Origin of the sequence: Reyranella sp., assembly GCF_965279465.1 — a bacterium.
Taxonomy (GTDB): Bacteria; Pseudomonadota; Alphaproteobacteria; order Reyranellales; family Reyranellaceae; genus Reyranella.
This window is the reverse complement of record NZ_OZ257242.1, coordinates 292,816-308,981: the sequence shown is the minus strand read 5'-3', so window position 1 is coordinate 308,981 and position 16,166 is coordinate 292,816. Positions and strand designations below refer to the sequence as shown.

General features: G+C 67.2%; 19 protein-coding genes. 14 read left to right on the top strand and 5 right to left on the bottom strand.

Annotated elements, in window-relative coordinates; all coding sequences use genetic code 11:
- The first annotated feature begins 2 nt into the window (after positions 1 to 2).
- Positions 3 to 1,229, top strand: a complete 1,227-nt coding sequence (locus ACQY8M_RS01495; RefSeq protein WP_428668713.1) for a Zn-dependent hydrolase — start codon at positions 3 to 5, stop codon at positions 1,227 to 1,229.
- 66 nt (positions 1,230 to 1,295) lie between these two features.
- On the opposite strand, the gene ACQY8M_RS01490 is transcribed toward ACQY8M_RS01495, so the two are convergent.
- On the bottom strand, positions 1,296 to 3,428 hold the full coding sequence (locus ACQY8M_RS01490; RefSeq protein WP_428668712.1) for an adenylate/guanylate cyclase domain-containing protein: 2,133 nt from the start codon (positions 3,426 to 3,428) through the stop codon (positions 1,296 to 1,298).
- A gap of 53 nt (positions 3,429 to 3,481) precedes the next feature.
- Positions 3,482 to 3,895, bottom strand: a complete 414-nt coding sequence (locus ACQY8M_RS01485; RefSeq protein ID WP_428668711.1) for an N-acetyltransferase family protein — start codon at positions 3,893 to 3,895, stop codon at positions 3,482 to 3,484.
- Positions 3,896 to 4,260: 365 nt separating this feature from the next.
- Between ACQY8M_RS01485 and ACQY8M_RS01480 the strand changes: the two genes are divergently transcribed.
- The 5 genes from ACQY8M_RS01480 (at position 4,261) to ACQY8M_RS01460 (ending at position 7,613) form a co-directional block, all read left to right on the top strand.
- Positions 4,261 to 4,980, top strand: coding sequence for a FadR/GntR family transcriptional regulator (locus ACQY8M_RS01480; RefSeq protein WP_428668710.1), 720 nt, complete (start codon positions 4,261 to 4,263; stop codon positions 4,978 to 4,980).
- Positions 4,977 to 5,819, top strand: a complete 843-nt coding sequence (locus tag ACQY8M_RS01475; protein WP_428668709.1) for an NAD-dependent epimerase/dehydratase family protein — start codon at positions 4,977 to 4,979, stop codon at positions 5,817 to 5,819. Before ACQY8M_RS01480 ends, ACQY8M_RS01475 begins: the two co-directional genes overlap by 4 nt.
- 89 nt (positions 5,820 to 5,908) lie before the next feature.
- Positions 5,909 to 6,280, top strand: coding sequence for a hypothetical protein (locus ACQY8M_RS01470; RefSeq protein ID WP_428668708.1), 372 nt, complete (start codon positions 5,909 to 5,911; stop codon positions 6,278 to 6,280).
- Positions 6,281 to 6,332: 52 nt separating this feature from the next.
- The gene (locus tag ACQY8M_RS01465; RefSeq protein WP_428668707.1) at positions 6,333 to 6,620 is read left to right on the top strand and encodes a hypothetical protein; all 288 of its coding nucleotides are present in this window, start codon (positions 6,333 to 6,335) and stop codon (positions 6,618 to 6,620) included.
- A 57-nt stretch (positions 6,621 to 6,677) separates the two neighbouring features.
- Positions 6,678 to 7,613, top strand: coding sequence for an N-carbamoyl-D-amino-acid hydrolase (locus ACQY8M_RS01460; RefSeq protein ID WP_428668706.1), 936 nt, complete (start codon positions 6,678 to 6,680; stop codon positions 7,611 to 7,613).
- Between the two features lie 40 nt (positions 7,614 to 7,653).
- Here the strand turns inward: ACQY8M_RS01460 and ACQY8M_RS01455 are convergent, their stop codons facing one another.
- From ACQY8M_RS01455 to ACQY8M_RS01445, 3 genes are read right to left on the bottom strand one after another with little or no spacing between them, the layout of a single operon-like run.
- Positions 7,654 to 8,112 (bottom strand): YybH family protein, encoded by a 459-nt coding sequence (locus tag ACQY8M_RS01455; protein WP_428668705.1) that lies wholly within the window; start codon positions 8,110 to 8,112, stop codon positions 7,654 to 7,656.
- An 11-nt stretch (positions 8,113 to 8,123) separates the two neighbouring features.
- On the bottom strand, positions 8,124 to 8,951 hold the full coding sequence (locus ACQY8M_RS01450) for a S49 family peptidase (RefSeq protein ID WP_428668704.1): 828 nt from the start codon (positions 8,949 to 8,951) through the stop codon (positions 8,124 to 8,126).
- Between the two features lie 25 nt (positions 8,952 to 8,976).
- The gene (locus tag ACQY8M_RS01445) at positions 8,977 to 9,702 is read right to left on the bottom strand and encodes a tRNA1(Val) (adenine(37)-N6)-methyltransferase (protein WP_428668703.1); all 726 of its coding nucleotides are present in this window, start codon (positions 9,700 to 9,702) and stop codon (positions 8,977 to 8,979) included.
- A 71-nt stretch (positions 9,703 to 9,773) separates the two neighbouring features.
- Here ACQY8M_RS01445 and ACQY8M_RS01440 point away from each other — a divergent pair, with 71 nt between their 5' ends.
- From ACQY8M_RS01440 to trpB, 8 genes are all read left to right on the top strand, one after another.
- Positions 9,774 to 10,793: a polyprenyl synthetase family protein gene (locus tag ACQY8M_RS01440; RefSeq protein WP_428668702.1), complete on the top strand. Its 1,020-nt coding sequence runs from the start codon at positions 9,774 to 9,776 to the stop codon at positions 10,791 to 10,793.
- A gap of 10 nt (positions 10,794 to 10,803) precedes the next feature.
- Positions 10,804 to 12,288: a glycerol kinase GlpK gene (gene glpK, locus ACQY8M_RS01435; protein ID WP_428668701.1), complete on the top strand. Its 1,485-nt coding sequence runs from the start codon at positions 10,804 to 10,806 to the stop codon at positions 12,286 to 12,288.
- A gap of 136 nt (positions 12,289 to 12,424) precedes the next feature.
- The gene (locus ACQY8M_RS01430) at positions 12,425 to 12,550 is read left to right on the top strand and encodes a DUF4160 domain-containing protein (protein WP_428668700.1); all 126 of its coding nucleotides are present in this window, start codon (positions 12,425 to 12,427) and stop codon (positions 12,548 to 12,550) included.
- Positions 12,550 to 12,825, top strand: coding sequence for a hypothetical protein (locus ACQY8M_RS01425; RefSeq protein WP_428668699.1), 276 nt, complete (start codon positions 12,550 to 12,552; stop codon positions 12,823 to 12,825). The genes ACQY8M_RS01430 and ACQY8M_RS01425 overlap by 1 nt, the downstream gene beginning before the upstream one ends.
- Positions 12,826 to 12,868: 43 nt before the next feature.
- Complete coding sequence (pyrF, locus tag ACQY8M_RS01420) at positions 12,869 to 13,621, top strand: orotidine-5'-phosphate decarboxylase (protein ID WP_428668698.1); 753 nt, start codon at positions 12,869 to 12,871, stop codon at positions 13,619 to 13,621.
- Complete coding sequence (locus ACQY8M_RS01415; RefSeq protein WP_428668697.1) at positions 13,618 to 14,265, top strand: phosphoribosylanthranilate isomerase; 648 nt, start codon at positions 13,618 to 13,620, stop codon at positions 14,263 to 14,265. The genes pyrF and ACQY8M_RS01415 overlap by 4 nt, the downstream gene beginning before the upstream one ends.
- 10 nt (positions 14,266 to 14,275) lie before the next feature.
- The gene (locus tag ACQY8M_RS01410) at positions 14,276 to 14,881 is read left to right on the top strand and encodes a RidA family protein (protein WP_428668696.1); all 606 of its coding nucleotides are present in this window, start codon (positions 14,276 to 14,278) and stop codon (positions 14,879 to 14,881) included.
- A gap of 3 nt (positions 14,882 to 14,884) precedes the next feature.
- Entirely contained in the window at positions 14,885 to 16,099 is a 1,215-nt protein-coding gene (gene trpB / locus ACQY8M_RS01405; RefSeq protein ID WP_428668695.1) for a tryptophan synthase subunit beta, read from the top strand.
- The last annotated feature ends 67 nt before the right edge of the window (positions 16,100 to 16,166 follow it).

Sequence of the window (16,166 nt, the reverse complement as noted above, 5' to 3'; positions counted from 1 at the left end):
CGATGAAACCTCAATTTTCCGACCGCCATCTTTTTGACAATCTCGATGTATTGGCCCGGATCGGCGCCATCGAAGGGGGCGGCTGCGCCCGGTTGGCGCTCACCGACGAGGACCGGCTCGGCCGCGACCTCGTCGTTGGCTGGATGAAGGAACTGGGCCTCGACGTCCGGATCGACGCCATCGGCAATGTGATCGGGTTGCGCGCCGGATGCGAGAACCTGCCGCCGATCATGACCGGGAGCCACATCGACACGGTGCGCACCGGCGGCCGCTACGACGGCAATTACGGCGTGCTGGCCGGGCTCGAGGTGGTGCGGGCGCTCAACGCGGCGAACGTCGTCACGCGGCGGCCGATCGCCGTCGCCTTCTTCACCAACGAGGAGGGTGCCCGCTTCCAGCCCGACATGATGGGCAGCCTGGTTTATGCCGGCGGCATGGGGTTGAACGAAGCATATGCCGCCGTCGACCAGGACGGTATCGCGGTCGGCGACGAGCTGCGCCGCATCGGCTATCTCGGGGCCGCGAAGCCCGGCGCGCTGAAGCCGCATGCCTTCCTCGAGCTGCATATCGAGCAGGGGCCGATCCTCGACGAGGAGAAGGTGCGGATCGGGGTGGTCGAGAGCGTGCAGGGCATCTCCTGGACCGAGTACACCGTGGCCGGCGTCTCCAACCACGCCGGCACCACGCCGATGCGCCTGCGCCGTGACGCCGGCTACCTCGCCGCCTCGGTCAACCTGTTTGCGCGCAAGACAGCCTGGGAGATGGGCGGCAACCAGGTCGCGACGGTCGGCTCGCTCGCGCTGCGTCCCAACCTGATCAACGTCGTGCCCAACCGCGCCGTCTTCACCGTCGACCTGCGCAACACCGACGAGGCGAAGCTCAAGGAGGCCGAGGCCAAGGTCGCCGCGCATGTCGCCGAGGTCGCGGCGGCCGAGCGGCTCGAGGTCGAGGCCAAGGTGCTGGCACGCTTCGAGCCGGTGATCTTCGACGCAGGCCTTGTCGCCCGGGTCGAGCACCACGCCAAGGCCTTGTCTCTCTCCACGCGCCGCATGCCCTCCGGCGCGGGGCACGACGCGCAAATGATGCAGCGCCTCTGCCCGACCGCGATGATTTTCGTCCCCTCCGTCGCGGGCCTCAGCCACAACGTCAAGGAACACACCGAGCCGGCCGACCTCATTGCTGGAGCGCAGGTGCTGCTCAACCTGATGGTGGAGCTGGCCGAAAGCTGAGCCGCCGGGACACCCTTTGCCTTCGAGGTGGGCGTTCTCTGCGACGAGCTTCGCCGACTTCGCCGGTCACAGCTTGAGCAGCCATGCCTCGACCTTGCCTTTGCCCTTGACCTCGATGGCGCCGCGCGGCTCGAAAGCGAACTTGTCCTTGAGCTGCTCGTAGACTGGGCGCGTGACCTGGATGGCGCCGGGGACGCCGGTCGATTCCATGCGGCTGGCCAGGTTCACCGTGTCCCCCCACAGGTCGTAGATGTACTTGCTCTTGCCGATCACGCCTGCGACCACCGGGCCGCTGTTGATGCCGACCCGCACCTGCATCGACACGCGGTGCTCGAGCGCATGCTCGCGCGCGATGTGGACCATGCGGATCGCCATGCGCACCATGCGCTCGGCATGGTCGGCGACGACGTTCGGCATGCCGCACACCGCCATATAGGCGTCGCCGACCGTCTTGATCTTCTCGATCCCGAGCTCCTGGGCCGCCGTATCGAAGCGGGTGAACAGGCCGTTGAGGAGGGTCACGACCTCCTGCGGCGGCATCTCGGAGGTGAGCTCGGTGAATCCGACCAGGTCGGCGAACAGGACGGTGACGTTGGCGAAGCCGTCGGCGATTCCCTGCTCGCCGCCGCGCAGCCGGTTGGCGATCGGCCCCGGCAGGACGTTGAGCAGCAGCGCCTCGTTCTCCCGGTTCTTGTCCTCGATCACCACGTTTTTTCTGCTGATGTCGTCGACCATGCTGTTGAAGGCGAGGCAGAGCTGCCCGATCTCATCGCGCGAGCGCGCGGCAACGCGGACGCTGCCGTCGCCGGCGGCGAAGCGCCGCGCGCCCGCCGTAAGGTCCCGCAGCGGCCCCGTCAGGGAGCGCGACAGCCAGCCGCCGATCGAGATCACCGCCACGAGCGTCAGGCCGCCCACGATCAAGAGATCACGCTCGAGGCGCTGGATCGGCGCGAACGCCTCCGCTGTCTCGATCTTGGCGATCAGCCCCCAACGGACGCCTGGAATGTCGAGCGGGCCCCAGGAGGCTAATGTCGGCTTGCCGTAGTTGCCGATCACCCGGCCAGTGCCCTCGAGCCCGCCCAGCGCTGCGCGCGTCGCCTGCGTGTCGATCCGCTGGTGCAGAACCGGAGAGCCATAGCGCTTGATGGCCGCGATCTCCTCGGCCGGCTCGCCCTCCGCCTCCAGCTCGGCGAAATAGCGGTCGCGGTCCTCGTGAAACAGCCGTCCACCCGAGCGCAGGAGGAAGTCCGGGCCGACGAGATAGGCCTCGCCGGTGGCGCCGAAGCCTTCCTGGCGCCAGCGCCGGCCGCCGGTGACCACACGGTCGATCGCGGCGATCGACAATTGCGCGACCAGCACGCCGACCACCGCGCCCTGGTCGATCACCGGCGCGGCCATGAAGGCGTTCGGCTCGCCGTTCGACGGCAGGTACGCCGAGAAGTCCTCCAGGCAGATCGCCGACGGGTCGGCCCGCCCGGCGCAGCGGGCGACGGCCGCGGCGAGGTTGGTGGCGCGATAGGGCCCGCGCTGCAAGGAGGTCCCGAAGTCGACCTCCTTGTCCGTGCCGTAAATCACGCTGCCCGATTTGGCGTCGGCGATCAGGAAGTCGTCGAAGCCGACCGTGACGGCCGCTGCGCGCAGCAGAGGGTGATGAATCGCATGCACCTGGCTGTAGTTGCTGCCGTCATGCGCGTCGTCGAGCAGGTCGCGCCGGTTGGCCGGGTGTGGATTGTCGACGATGTAGTGGTCCTGCAGGTAGAGCCCGCTCGTGGAGACCGGCATGTAGTCGGTGAGTGGCACGTCTTGACCGAGCAGGCGGCGCACGTCGGGCATGTAGTGCGCTTCGTACCAGGCCTCGACCTTCGGCCGTAGCCCGTCGGGCAGCGGTGCCTGGTCGAGCTGCTCCACGGCCGTCCGGAAGCCGCGCGTCGCCTCGACCACCATCTTGGAATGAGCAAGCAGCAGCAGGTCCTGGCGGACGGTGCGGAAATATTCCTCGACCTGCCGCGCCTTGGTCTGCCGCGCCACGGTGAGCTGCTGGTAGATGCTCTCCTCGAGCGCATCGCGGGCGCGGACGTACCCCAGCACACTGGTCACCAGCACAGCGAGGCCGCCGAGCAGCAGGAGAGCTCCGAAGAGCTTGACGGTGAGTCCCCAGCGCGTCGGACGGTCGGCGGCGGAAGACGGGTCAGCGGACATCGCGTTACTGTATCAGAGAATGCCCTCGAAGTTGCATTCGCCGCGCCCCCGGATCAGAGAACGCCGTGGAAGATCGCCTCGCCGCGCGGGCTGGTGCCGATCACCTTCCATCCGGCGGCGCGGTAGAAGCCCGCGGCGCGGCTGCCGGGATCGGTGGTCAGCCAGGCCGTGCGGTGGCCGTCCTGGCGCAGCACATCGCACGCCTTCTCGAACAGCGCCCGGCCGATGCCGCGGCGCTGGTGGTCGTTGGCCATGAACAGCGCCCAGATCGAGCCGTCGCGGGTGTCGGCGGCGGAGAAGCCCAGGATCAGGCCGTCTTCTTCCCACACCCAGACGCCGGGGTTCTGCTCGAACCATTTGTAGTCCGCGACCGTCACGCGGCTGGGGTCGCGCAGAATGTTTTCCGTCACGCTGTTGCGGATCTCGGTGATGCGGGAATGGTCCTCGGGACGGGCGCGGCGAATCATGCCGGCGATGTGCCTCAGAACTTGCCGAGGAACAAGCGCGGCAGGCCAAGGGAGAAGAGCGGCTCGTAGGTGGACAGCAGCCGGGCGGCGATCAGGGCGCCGTAGAACGGCATGATGGTCTGCATCACCTCGCCGCCGACCGAGATACCGCCGATCGCGCAGCCGACGAACGGTCGCGCCGACTGGCGGCGTGTTGAGCCCCAGCGTGCAGTTGATCAGCATCAGCGTGCCGAACTCCGCCGGCCCATGCCGTACTGCAGTCAGATCGGCAGGAAGATCGGCGGAACGGCTTCTTGTCGGCGTCGGTCACGATAATTGTCTTCTAAAGTTGTCTGACAACTTGCGAGACGCTACCATTCCCCCCGATGGCGGACAAGCATTCTCCCAACAACCTCGCCGAACGGGTGATGGCGCGGCTCAGCGCCGATATTCGCGGCGGGCGGCTCGCGCCCGGCGCGCGCCTGCCGACCGAGCAGGAACTGACCTCGACCATGGGCGTGAGCCGCACCGTGGTGCGTGAGGCGGTTGCCGCCTTGCGCGCCGACGGGCTGGTGGTGACGCGGCGCGGCTCGGGCGCCTATGTCGCGGACAATCCGACCGCCTCGCCGTTCCGCATCGTCGCCCCGCACATCGGCCGCATCGAGGACGTGCTCGACGTCATGCAACTGCGCCTCGCGGTCGAGGTCGAGGCCGCCGCCCTCGCCGCCGAGCGGGCCGACCGCAAGCACGTCGCCAAGGTGCGCGCCGCCCTGCGCGACATCGATCGTGTCCTGCGGCACGGCGAAGGCGCCGTCGCCGAGGACTTCGCCTTCCATCGCGCCATTGCCGAAGCGACAGGCAATGCGCAGTTCCCGCGCTTCCTCGCCTTCCTCGGCAGCCACGTCATCCCGCGCCAGAGCGTGCGACTGTCGGCCGACACGCCGGCCGAGCGGCGCGCCTATCTCGAGCGCATCCAGCGCGAGCACGGCTGCATCGTGGCGGGCATTGCCGCCGGCGACCCGGTCGAGGCCCGCCGCGCCATGCGCGACCACCTCACGCGCTCGCTCGAGCGCTACCGCAAGCTTGCAGAAGGATCGAACCCATGACCGAGGATAAGTCGCGTAGCGACCAGTCGCGCCGCATCGTCTTTACCGGCGCCTCCGGCGGCATCGGCACCATGACGCGGCCGTTGCTCGCCCGGCTCTATCCCGGGCTGGTGCTGAGCGACCGGGTCGAGCCCAAGGACCTGCAGCCGGGCGAGACGTTCGTGAAGGCCGATCTCACCCGGCCCGACGAGGTGGCGGCGGCGGTGAAGGGCGCGCACAGCGTCATCCATCTCGGCGGCCATTCGGTCGAAGGCGGCTGGGACCAGATCCTCAACGCCAACATCATCGGCTGCTACAACCTGTTCGAGGAGGCGCGGAAGGCCGGCGTGAAGCGCGTGATCTTCGCTTCGTCCAACCACGCGGTCGGCTTCTATCCCCGCAGGTGCAAGATCGGGACCGATGTCACGGTGCGTCCCGACAGCCGCTACGGCGTCAGCAAGGCGTTCGGCGAGGCTCTGGGTGCGCTCTATGCGGACAAGCACGGCTTGATCGTGACCTGCCTGCGCATCGGCAACGTGGGGCCGCGCCCGCTCGACGCGCGGCGACTGTCGATCTGGATTTCGCCCGAGGACATCGTGCAGCTCTTCCGTATCGGGCTCGAGCATCCCGACATCCGCTACGACATCCTGTACGGCGTTTCCGATAACGCCGCCTCGTGGTGGGACAACTCGCGCGCCCGACAGCTCGGTTACCGGCCGGCCGGCAAAGCCGAGGACCACCGCGCGCATGCCGAGGCGGAGCAAGCCAAGATCGGCCCCGATCCCGTCGGCGATCTATTCCAGGGCGGGACCTTCACCTCCGCCGAATTCACCAACGACGTGAAGCGCGCGGGGCCCTAGCGAAAGGTTGCAGAAAAAAGCAGAAAAAGAACGGTGGTCCCATTTACGTCCGAAAGCGTTGCATAGAAACAACAGAAGGAGTTGTCCCTATGCGAAATCTTGGCATGGCGATACTGGCGGGCGGGCTTCTGGTCGGCATGGCCGGCGCAGCGACGGCGCAGAATATTGCGTCGGCAGTCCCTGCTCCGAAGAAGGACTTCGTCGTGTTTGCCGACAGAGGCACGGCGCTTTCACCGACTGCGGCGGCCACCGTGCGTAACGCGGCGAGCGAAGCGAGCACGGCCCGGCAGGTCACCTTGATTGGTCGGGCGGAGAATATCGCACCGGTGAAGGGTGAGCTGATCCGCCACGGCGTGGCGCCGGAGGCCATCGTCGTGAAGCAGGAAGCTCGCGCACCGATCGCCAAGCCGATGGACGGTCTCGCCGATCCGATCGACCGTCGCGTCGAGATCAAGTTCTAGGCGATGGTGTTAGCCCGTCCGGGCGGCGATAATTGCCGCTCGGAGGGGCGATATGAGCGAGACAACTGGCGCGGCTGGTGAGGGCGTTGCGTCGACTTCGGGAAATGGCGTTGTGCTCGGCACGGCCGAATACCGTCAATCTGGACGCCTTCTCCAGCCGACACCGACCGTGGCCTGGACCACGCGATCCCCGTGCGCGTTCGGCGATCTCCAGCAAGCAGAACGGGTGCGCCTTGGCGCGCACGACGGCCGAATCGTGAAAGCCCGCGTGTTGTCCGGCCAGTCCGGCTTGCAATTCTGGCGCAATTCGCAAAGCGGCGCCCTTGAGGCGATCCCCTAAAAGAAAGTATGGGGGAGCCTCAATCCCCAACTCCACGCGACGGCATGAAGGGCGACCATGAGTAGATTTCTGACAGTTGGCGCTGCGCAAATGGGTCCGATCCAGCGCAGCCACACGCGGCGCGACGTGGTGGAGCGACTGATCTCCCATTTGCGCGAAGCCAAGCGGATGGGCTGCGACGTGGTGGTGTTTCCCGAGCTTACGCTCACCACCTTCTTTCCGCGCTGGTGGATGACCGACCAGTCGGAGATCGATTCCTTCTTCGAGCAGGAGATGCCGTCGAACGAGACGGCGCCGCTCTTCACCGAGGCCAGGCGGTTGGCGATGGGCTTTTGCCTGGGCTATGCCGAGCTTGCCAACGAGGAGGGGCGCATCCGGCACTTCAACACCTCGATCATCGTCGAGAAGGACGGCAGCATCGTCGGCAAGTACCGGAAGGTCCATCTGCCGGGCCATGCCGAGCACGAGCCGGGGCGGCCGTTCCAGCATCTCGAGAAGCGCTATTTCGAGGTCGGCAATCTCGGTTTTCCGGTGTTCAAGGCGTTCGGCGGCAACATTGGCATGTGCATCTGCAACGACCGGCGCTGGCCAGAGACCTATCGCGTGATGGGCCTGCAGAACGTCGAGATGGTGATGCTGGGCTACAATACGCCGCTTCATAACGCGCCGTCGCCCGACCACGACGAGCATTCCTGGTTCCACAACCAGCTCTCGATGCAGGCCGGCGCCTACCAGAACGGCACGTGGGTGGTCGGTGTCGCCAAGGGAGGTGCCGAGGAGGGCGTGCCCTCGCTCGCCGATTCGATGATTGTGGCGCCCTCGGGCAAGGTGGTGGCGCGCGCTGCCGGGATCGACGACGAGCTGGTCGTGCATCGCTGCGATCTCGATGCCGGCAAGAGCTACAAGACGACGACCTTCAACTTCGCGGTCCACCGCCAACCGGACCAGTACCGCCGCATCGTCGACCAGAAGGGTGCGGTGGATCCGGCGTGAGTCACGGCGGGGAGCGGCTCTGGAGAGCCGCGCTTCCAGCTCAAGGACCGGAGAACTTGCCGTAGCTCCGGTCGGGCGTGCCGCGGAACAGCGACATGTGGGTATGGGTCGCGACGAACGGATCGCCGACCTTGCGGCGGCCGAGCACGACCGTCGTGCGGCCGGGTCGGTCGAACTTGTCGCCGTTGGGATGGAAGCCGTCCGACTGCCACACGCCCATGCCGACCGCGGTCAGCCGGTCGGCCGAGACGATCGCCTCGATCTTGTCGAGGTCGTAGCGGAAATTGCGGATCGTGCCCCACACGTTGCGCCACTGCTTCTGCTCGGCCAGCTCGCGGCCGTGCATGAAGTCGGTGAAGGTGCCGAAGGCGATCATGTCGTCGGCGAAGATCGGCCGCGCGCCCTCGTAGTCGACGGCGCGACAGTGCTCCGACAGCGTGTCGAACCAGGTGCGGACGGCGGCGAGGTCGGCCGGATCGGCCGGCGTGAGAAGGTTCATGGTTGGGGGTCCTATAGTCCGAAGCGTTGCCAGTGCGCGCGTTCTTCCAGCGCGGCGAGGGTCGAGGGCCCGATCAGTTCGATGCCGCCGCCGAGGCCGAAGCGTGACAGGATTCTCCGCCGCGCGGCAATGACGGGCAGATGCACCTTGGCGCCGTAACGCGCCTGCAGCACCATGCGCAGCTCGCCCAGGCTGTCGACCAGCCCGAACTCCAGGCCGCGCGTGGCGGTCCAGAATTCGCCGGTGAAGAGCAGAGAGTCGCCGCCCTTGAGCTTCGTGCCCCGCCGCTCACGCACCCAGTCCTTGAAGCCGTCATGGATCTCGGCCTGCAGACGCTTGAGGCGCTCGACGTCGTCGGGCTTCTCGACGCGAAAGGGGTCGAGCATCGACTTGTTCTCGCCCGATGTGTGCACGCGCCGCTCGATCCCGAGCTTGGCGATCAGGTCCTGGAAGCCGAATCCTGCGGAGACCACGCCGATCGAGCCGACGATCGAAGCGCCGTCGGCGATGATCTCGTCCGCCGCGCAGGCCAGCCAGTAGCCGCCCGACGCCGCGACATCCTCGACGAAGGCGATTACCGGCAGCTTCTTCTCGGTGGCGAGCAGGCGGATGCGCTTGGCGATCAGCGCCGATTGTACCGGCGATCCGCCGGGCGAGTTGATGACCAGCGCCACCGCCCTCGCGCCGCGCTGGGAGAAGGCGCGAGCGAGCAAGGGCGCCACCGACTCGATCGACAGACCGCGCGAGCCGAGCAGGCCGCCGGAGGCGATGACGCCCGACAGACGCACGACCGGCACGACGGCGCCGCGACGAAAACGATTCCTCAACCATGTCAACATGGCCGGCACTGTCGCGGCGCGGCGCCTAGAAGTCTAGCGGAGCGGCGTGACGCAGGATCGCCTCGGCTGCCTCGGTATAGCCGCCTTCCGGTTTGTGCAGCACCAGCGGCGGAGATTCGGTGACGGAGGATGCCTGGCTGCGCCGTGCCCTTACCAGGACGCGGGCAGCGGGCGGCAACCGTTTGACCGTGAGGCTGCCGCAGCCCAGTCGGATCAGGTGACCTGTGATCTCCTCCAGCCGGTCGCTGCGATGGATCATGGTCAGGGTGCCTGCAGGTTTGAGGGCGCCGGTTGCCACCGCGAGCCAGCGCGCCAGATTGGCACTCGATTCGACGGTGGCGAGCGCCTTGCTCGGATCGGGCGAGGGGTCTGCCGCCGCCGCCGCCAGATAGGGCGGGTTGGTGGCCACCTGATCGAACAGGGAAAATGTTTGTGGCAAAGGCCGCGCGATGTCGTGGACGATGGTGCGAACTCTGTCGCCCAAGCCATTTCGTGTGGCGTTGCGCTCGGCGAGCTGCGCCAGGGCCGGTTGCAGCTCGATGCCCAGAATCGTGCAGTCCGGCATTCGTTTGGCGAGGCAAAGGCCGACCGATCCGACGCCCGAGCCGAGGTCGAGGACAGATTCACCGGGAGCCGGGTCGACGGCGGCGGCCAGCAGTACGGCGTCGATGGACACGCGGTAGCCCCGGCGCGACTGCAGCAGGCGCAGGCGGCCCCCCAGCAGGCCGTCTTCGGTCAGAGCCGTTTCCATGGTACGCATCAGACTAGTGTCACGACATCGTGTCGCAACATATTGCACTGTTGGCGGATTATCCTTCGGTCATGGCAAAGGTCGTTTCCCTCGAAGGCAAGCGCAAGGCTCCCAGCCTGGAGCCGCTGTTGGCGCTCTGCGCCGACGATATGGCGCGGGTCGATCGCGAGATCCTGCACCGCATGCGGTCGCCCGTGACGCTGATTCCCGAGCTCGCCAATCATCTGGTCGGGGCCGGGGGCAAGCGGCTGCGTCCGCTGCTGACGGTGGCTGCGGCACGGCTGTGCGGCTACGCGGCGGATGACGACCGGCACGTCAAGCTCGCGACCTGCGTCGAGTTCATTCATTCGGCGACGCTTTTGCACGACGACGTGGTCGATGTCAGCGTGCTCCGGCGCGGCAGGCCGACCGCCAACTCGGTGTGGGGCGACAAGGCCTCGGTGCTGGTTGGCGACTTCCTGTTCACGCGCTCCTTCGAGCTCATGGTCGATGTCGGCTCGCTCGACATCCTGGGCGTGCTGTCGCGCGCCTCCTCGACGATCGCCGAGGGCGAAGTGCTGCAGCTCGTCACGCAGCGCGACATCAGCACGCCCGAGGCGACCTATCTCGAGGTCATCAAGGCCAAGACCGCCAAGCTGTTTGCCGCGGCGGCCGAGGTCGGCGCCATAGTGGCCGGCCGAAACGGCCCGGAGCGCGTGGCGCTCGAAAGCTTCGGCATGAACCTCGGCATCGCCTTCCAGCTGGTCGACGATGCGCTCGACTACGCCGGCCGCGAGGCCGCGCTCGGCAAGACGGTCGGCGACGACTTTCGCGAGGGCAAGATCACCCTGCCGGTGATCCTGTCCTTCCTGCGCGGCGGCGCGGTCGATCGCGCGTTCTGGAGGCGCACGATCGAGAAGCTCGACCAGCGCGACGGCGATCTCCTGCAGGCGCAGATCCTGATCGAGCGCAACAACGCGCTGACCGACACGTTCGAACGGGCCCGCCATTACGGCGCCATGGCACGCGATGCGATGGGCCTGTTCGGCGACTCGCCGCTGAAGTCGGCGCTGCTCGAGGCGGTAGACTTCGCAATCGACCGGGCGCACTAATCGCGGCCGCATGGCCGCGAAACACATCCTCGCCATCGATCAGGGCACGACCAGCACGCGCGCAATCGTGTTCGACTCGTCGGGGCGGCCCGTCGCCTCGGCGCAGAAGGAATTGCCGCAGATCTTCCCCAAGCCCGGCTGGGTCGAGCACGATCCGGAGGAGATCTGGCGCGCGACCGTCGAGGTCTGCCGCGGCGCACTCGCCGAGGCCAGGCTCGCGGCCACGGCGCTGGCGGGCATCGGCATCACCAACCAGCGCGAGACGACGGTGGTGTGGGACCGCGCGACCGGCAAGCCGGTGCATAACGCCATCGTCTGGCAGGATCGCCGCACCTCGGAGATGTGCGCCGAGCTGAAGCGCGGCGGCCACGAGAAAAACGTTTCGGACAGGACCGGCCTGCTGCTCGATCCCTATTTCTCGGGCACCAAGATCGCCTGGATCCTGAAGAACGTCACGGGCGCGCAGGCTGCTGCCGACAAGGGCGCGCTTGCCGCCGGCACGATCGAGAGCTTCCTGCTGTGGCGGCTGACCGGCGGCAAGGTCCATGCGAGCGACGCCACCAACGCCAGCCGTACCCTGCTGCTCGACATCCGCAAGGGCACTTGGGACCCGGAACTGGCCAAGCTGCTGGGCGTGCCACGATCGATGCTGCCGACGGTGGTCGACAACGCCGGCGCGTTCGGGATCACGACGGCCGATATCCTCGGATCACCGGTGCCAGTGCTCGGCATGGCGGGCGACCAGCAGGCGGCGACGGTCGGCCAGGCCTGCATCAAGCCCGGCATGGTCAAGGCGACCTACGGCACCGGCTGCTTCGCAATCCTGAACACCGGCAGCATGGCGGTGCGCTCGAGCCACCGCCTGCTGACGACCATCGCCTACCAGCTCGGCGGCCGGCGCACCTATGCCCTCGAGGGGAGCATCTTCATCGCTGGCGCGGCCGTGCAATGGCTGCGCGACGGCCTGCGTCTGATCGAGAAGTCGGCCGATGTGGAGGCCGTTGCCGACAAGGCGAAGTCCGGCCACGGCGTCTACATGGTGCCGGCTTTCGTCGGCCTGGGCGCGCCCTACTGGGATGCCGAGGCGCGCGGCGCGCTGCTAGGCCTGACGCGCGACACCGGGCCGGCCGAGATCGCGGCCGCCACCCTCGATTCGGTCTGCTACCAGACCCGCGACCTGATCGAGGCGATGCGCGGCGACGGCGCGCAGATCGACGAGTTGCGGGTCGATGGTGGCATGGTGGTCAACGATCCGCTGATGCAGCGTCTGGCCGACACGGTCGGCGCCCCGGTCGAGCGCCCCAGGGTGATCGAGACCACGGCCCTGGGCGCGGCCTTCCTGGCCGGCCTGCAGGCCGGCCTGTGGCCCTCCCTTGATGCCCTGTCCGCCACCTGGTCCCTCGACCGCGCCTTCCAGCCGGCCGAGGCTGCCCCCTCGCGCGACCGCCGCTACGCCGGCTGGCAGGACGCCGTCCGCCGGGTACGCAGCTCGTAGCTGACATGCCGACTATTGCCATCGTCGACGGCATTCTGATCGTCCTGTACTTCAATGATCATGCGCCGCCGCATTTCCATCCTCGGGGGGCGATTTTCATGCGCGTATCCGCATTGACGACGGTAACGTCATTGAAGTGGAGGGTCGAATTTCAGCGCGGCATCGCCGCCGACTATTGGAATGGACTCTGGCCCACCAGCAGGAATTGATGGAAAATTGGACATATGTGAGAGCAGGCGAAGTCCCAAGGAGGCTGGACTGATGGCCCGATACGCTATCAAGCGCGCTACCCCTCGACCCGATTTCACTGTCGCGATCGAGTGGACGGATGGCTCATCGAGCACGGTCGATTTTCGTCCGGAGATTGCCCGGGGGGGCGCCTTGGCCTCATTGGGAGAGCCGGCCGTTTTCCTGCACCGCTTGTTCGTGCAGTCCGCAGGTGAAAGTTTGGCTTGGGAAACGTCGCGCGGCCTGATCGATTTCCACGCCGACGAACTCTGGCAGCGGACGCACGTTAATCCAGTCGCCGCCGAGTAGAAAGCTTGCTGCCCACAGGCGGCGCCACTAGGTTGCGCGCGCCATGCGGACCCCTTCCAATCCTGTCTATTGCGGCGTCGACACCACCGATCTCGCCCAGGCTACCAGACTGATCCAGTCGATCGCAGGCGGAGCCAAGCCGGCCGTCGGCGGCATCAAGTTGGGCCTCGAGTTCTTCCTGGCCCATGGCGCACCCGGCGTGCGCTATGCTTTTCCGACTCCGGTGAGGGCGACCGGGGTGGGGTTCTTCCTCGACCTCAAGCTGCACGACATCCCCAACACCGTTGCGGGCGGCATCCGCGCCGTCGTCGAGCTGGCGCCGACCTTCATCACGCTCCATGCCAGCGGCGGCCGGGAGATGCTGAAGGCCGCGGTCGACGAGGCGGCGTCGCAGGCGGCCAAGCTCAATGTGGCGCGGCCGAAGCTGCTGGGTGTCACGGTGCTCACCTCGCTCGACCGGTCGGACCTCGAGGCGACAGGCATCAATGCCGATCCCTCGGACCAAGTGCTGCGGCTCGCCGCGCTGGCGTATGACAGCGGGCTCGACGGCGTCATCTGCTCGCCGCTCGAGATCGCCGCACTTCGCAGGCAGTGCGGGCCCGACTTCGTGCTGATGGTGCCCGGCATCCGGCCTGTCGGCAGCGCGGCCAACGACCAGAAGCGGGCGATGACGCCGCGCCAAGCGGTCGATCTCGGCGCCACCAACCTCGTCGTCGGCCGGCCGATCTATACGGCAGCCGACCCGCGCGCGGCTGCCGAAGCGATCGCGCGCGAGGCCGGAGTCAACGATCTATGAGCGTTGAGGCCCGAGTGAAGGCCAAGATCTGCGGCCTGTCGACGCCCGAGACGGTCGAGGCCGCGGTGCAATTCGGCGCGCGTTACGTGGGCTTTGTGACATTCCCCAAGTCGCCGCGCTACGTCTCGACCGAGACGATGCGCGCGCTCGGCGGGCTTGTGCCGCAGACAGTCACGCGGGTCGGCCTGTTCGTCGATCCAGACGATGCGCTGCTGGACGAGAGACTAGCCACCGGCACGCTCGACATGCTGCAGCTTCACGGTCGCGAGACGCCCGAGCGGGCGGCGGCGATCCGCCATCGCACCGGCAAGCCGGTCATGAAGGCGATCAATGTCGGTGAGGCGAGGGATGTGGAGCAGGGCATCGCGTCCTACGCCGGCGTCGTCGACTGCCTGATGTTCGATGCCGCGGCAGGCATCTTGCCGGGCGGCAATGCCCAGGCCTTCGACTGGACGGTCCTGTCCGGCCGCACGGTGCCCGCGCCGTGGTTCCTGGCCGGCGGGCTCACTCCCGTCAATGTCGCCGAAGCCGTGCGCGTCACCGGCGCACCCGTCGTCGATGTTTCCTCTGGCGTCGAGGAGAGTCGCGGTGTGAAATCGCCCGCGTTGATCCGCGCCTTCCTCGATCGCGTGAAGGCGCTCTGAAAGGAATTCCATGAAGACCGAACAGCGGCTGCAGGAGCTCGGCATCGAGCTGGCCACGCCCACGTCGCCGATGGCGAACTACGTCAACGCCGTGCGCACCGGCAACCTGCTCTATCTCGCCGGCAAGGGGCCAGGCCTGCCGGGCAAGCCGCTGCCGATCGGCAAGGTCGGGCGCGATCTCACCGTCGAGCAGGCCTATGGCCACGCGCGCGAAACCGGCCTCAGCCTGATCGCGGTGATGAAGGCCGAGCTCGGCGACCTCGACCGGGTCAAGCGGATCGTCAAGGTGCTGGGCATGGTCAACGCCATTCCCGAATTCGGCAACCAGCCCGAGGTGATCAACGGCTGCTCCGACCTGTTCGTCGAGGTGTTCGGCGACCGCGGCCGCCACGCGCGCTCGGCGGTCGGCATGGGCTCGCTGCCGCGCGGTATCCCGGTCGAGATCGAGGTGATCGTCGAGGTCGAGGCCGACGAGCCGGAACCGCTGGCCATCGCGCCGAAGCCGAAGGCTGCGGCGAAAGCGGCGGCGCCGAAGCGCGCGCCCGTGCAGAAGGCGGCGCCGAAGGCCGCTCCCAAGGTGGCGAAGAAGAAAGCCGCCAAGAAGAAAAAGAGCTAGTCGATGCCGAACACTCCCAACAGTTTCCGCACCGGCGCGGACGAGCGCGGTCATTTCGGCATTTTCGGCGGACGCTACGTCGCCGAGACCCTGATGCCGCTGATCCTCGATCTGGAGAAGGCCTACAACGAGGCCAAAGTCGATCCTGAATTTCAGGGCGAGCTGAAATCTCTGGCGACGCACTATGCCGGCCGACCCAGCCCGCTCTATCACGCCAAGCGGTTCACGAATCACCTCGGTGGCGCCAAGGTCTATTTGAAGCGCGAGGAGCTGAATCACACCGGCTCGCATAAGATTAACAACGTGCTGGGGCAAGTTTTGCTGGCAAAGCGCATGGGCAAGACGCGCGTGATCGCCGAAACCGGCGCGGGCCAGCACGGCGTGGCCACGGCGACCGCCTGCGCGCTGTTCGACATCCCCTGCGTGGTCTTCATGGGTGCGCTCGACGTCGAGCGCCAGGCACCCAACGTGGCGCGCATGAAGATGCTCGGTGCCGAGGTGCGTCCGGTGCAGGCGGGCGCCGCGACGCTCAAGGACGCGATGAACGATGCGCTGCGCGACTGGGTCGCGACCTGCGAGACGACGTTCTACTGCATCGGCACGGTCGCGGGTCCGCATCCTTATCCGACGATGGTGCGCGACTTCCAGTGCGTGATCGGCGAGGAGACCCGCGAGCAGATGATGGAGGCCGAGGGTCGCCTGCCCGACACGCTGGTCGCTTGCATCGGCGGCGGTTCCAATGCGATGGGCCTGTTCCACCCCTTCCTCGACGATCCGGGCGTGCGCATCATTGGTGTCGAGGCGGCGGGCCATGGCGTCGAGACCGGCCAGCATGCCGCGTCGCTTGCCGGCGGTCGTCCGGGCGTGCTGCACGGCAACCTCACCTACCTGCTGCAGGACAAGGACGGCCAGATCACCGAGGCGCATTCGATCTCGGCCGGCCTCGACTATCCAGGCATCGGTCCCGAGCATTCGTGGCTCAAGGAAAACGGCCGGGTCGAATACGTCTCGGCGACCGACGACGAGGCGGTCGAGGCGTTCCAGCTGCTTTGCAAGCTCGAGGGCATCATTCCCGCACTCGAATCGGCTCATGCCGTGGCCTACGTGATGAAGCTCGCGCCGACCCTGCCGAAGGACAACCTGCTGGTGATGAATCTCTCCGGCCGTGGCGACAAGGACGTCCCGCAGATCGCCGCGCGACTTGGGATGAAGGCCTAAGGGAATTGCATCGTAGATCGGCAAAGACGTGCAGAATGTCGCTCATGCTCTTGTCTGTCATCCTGAG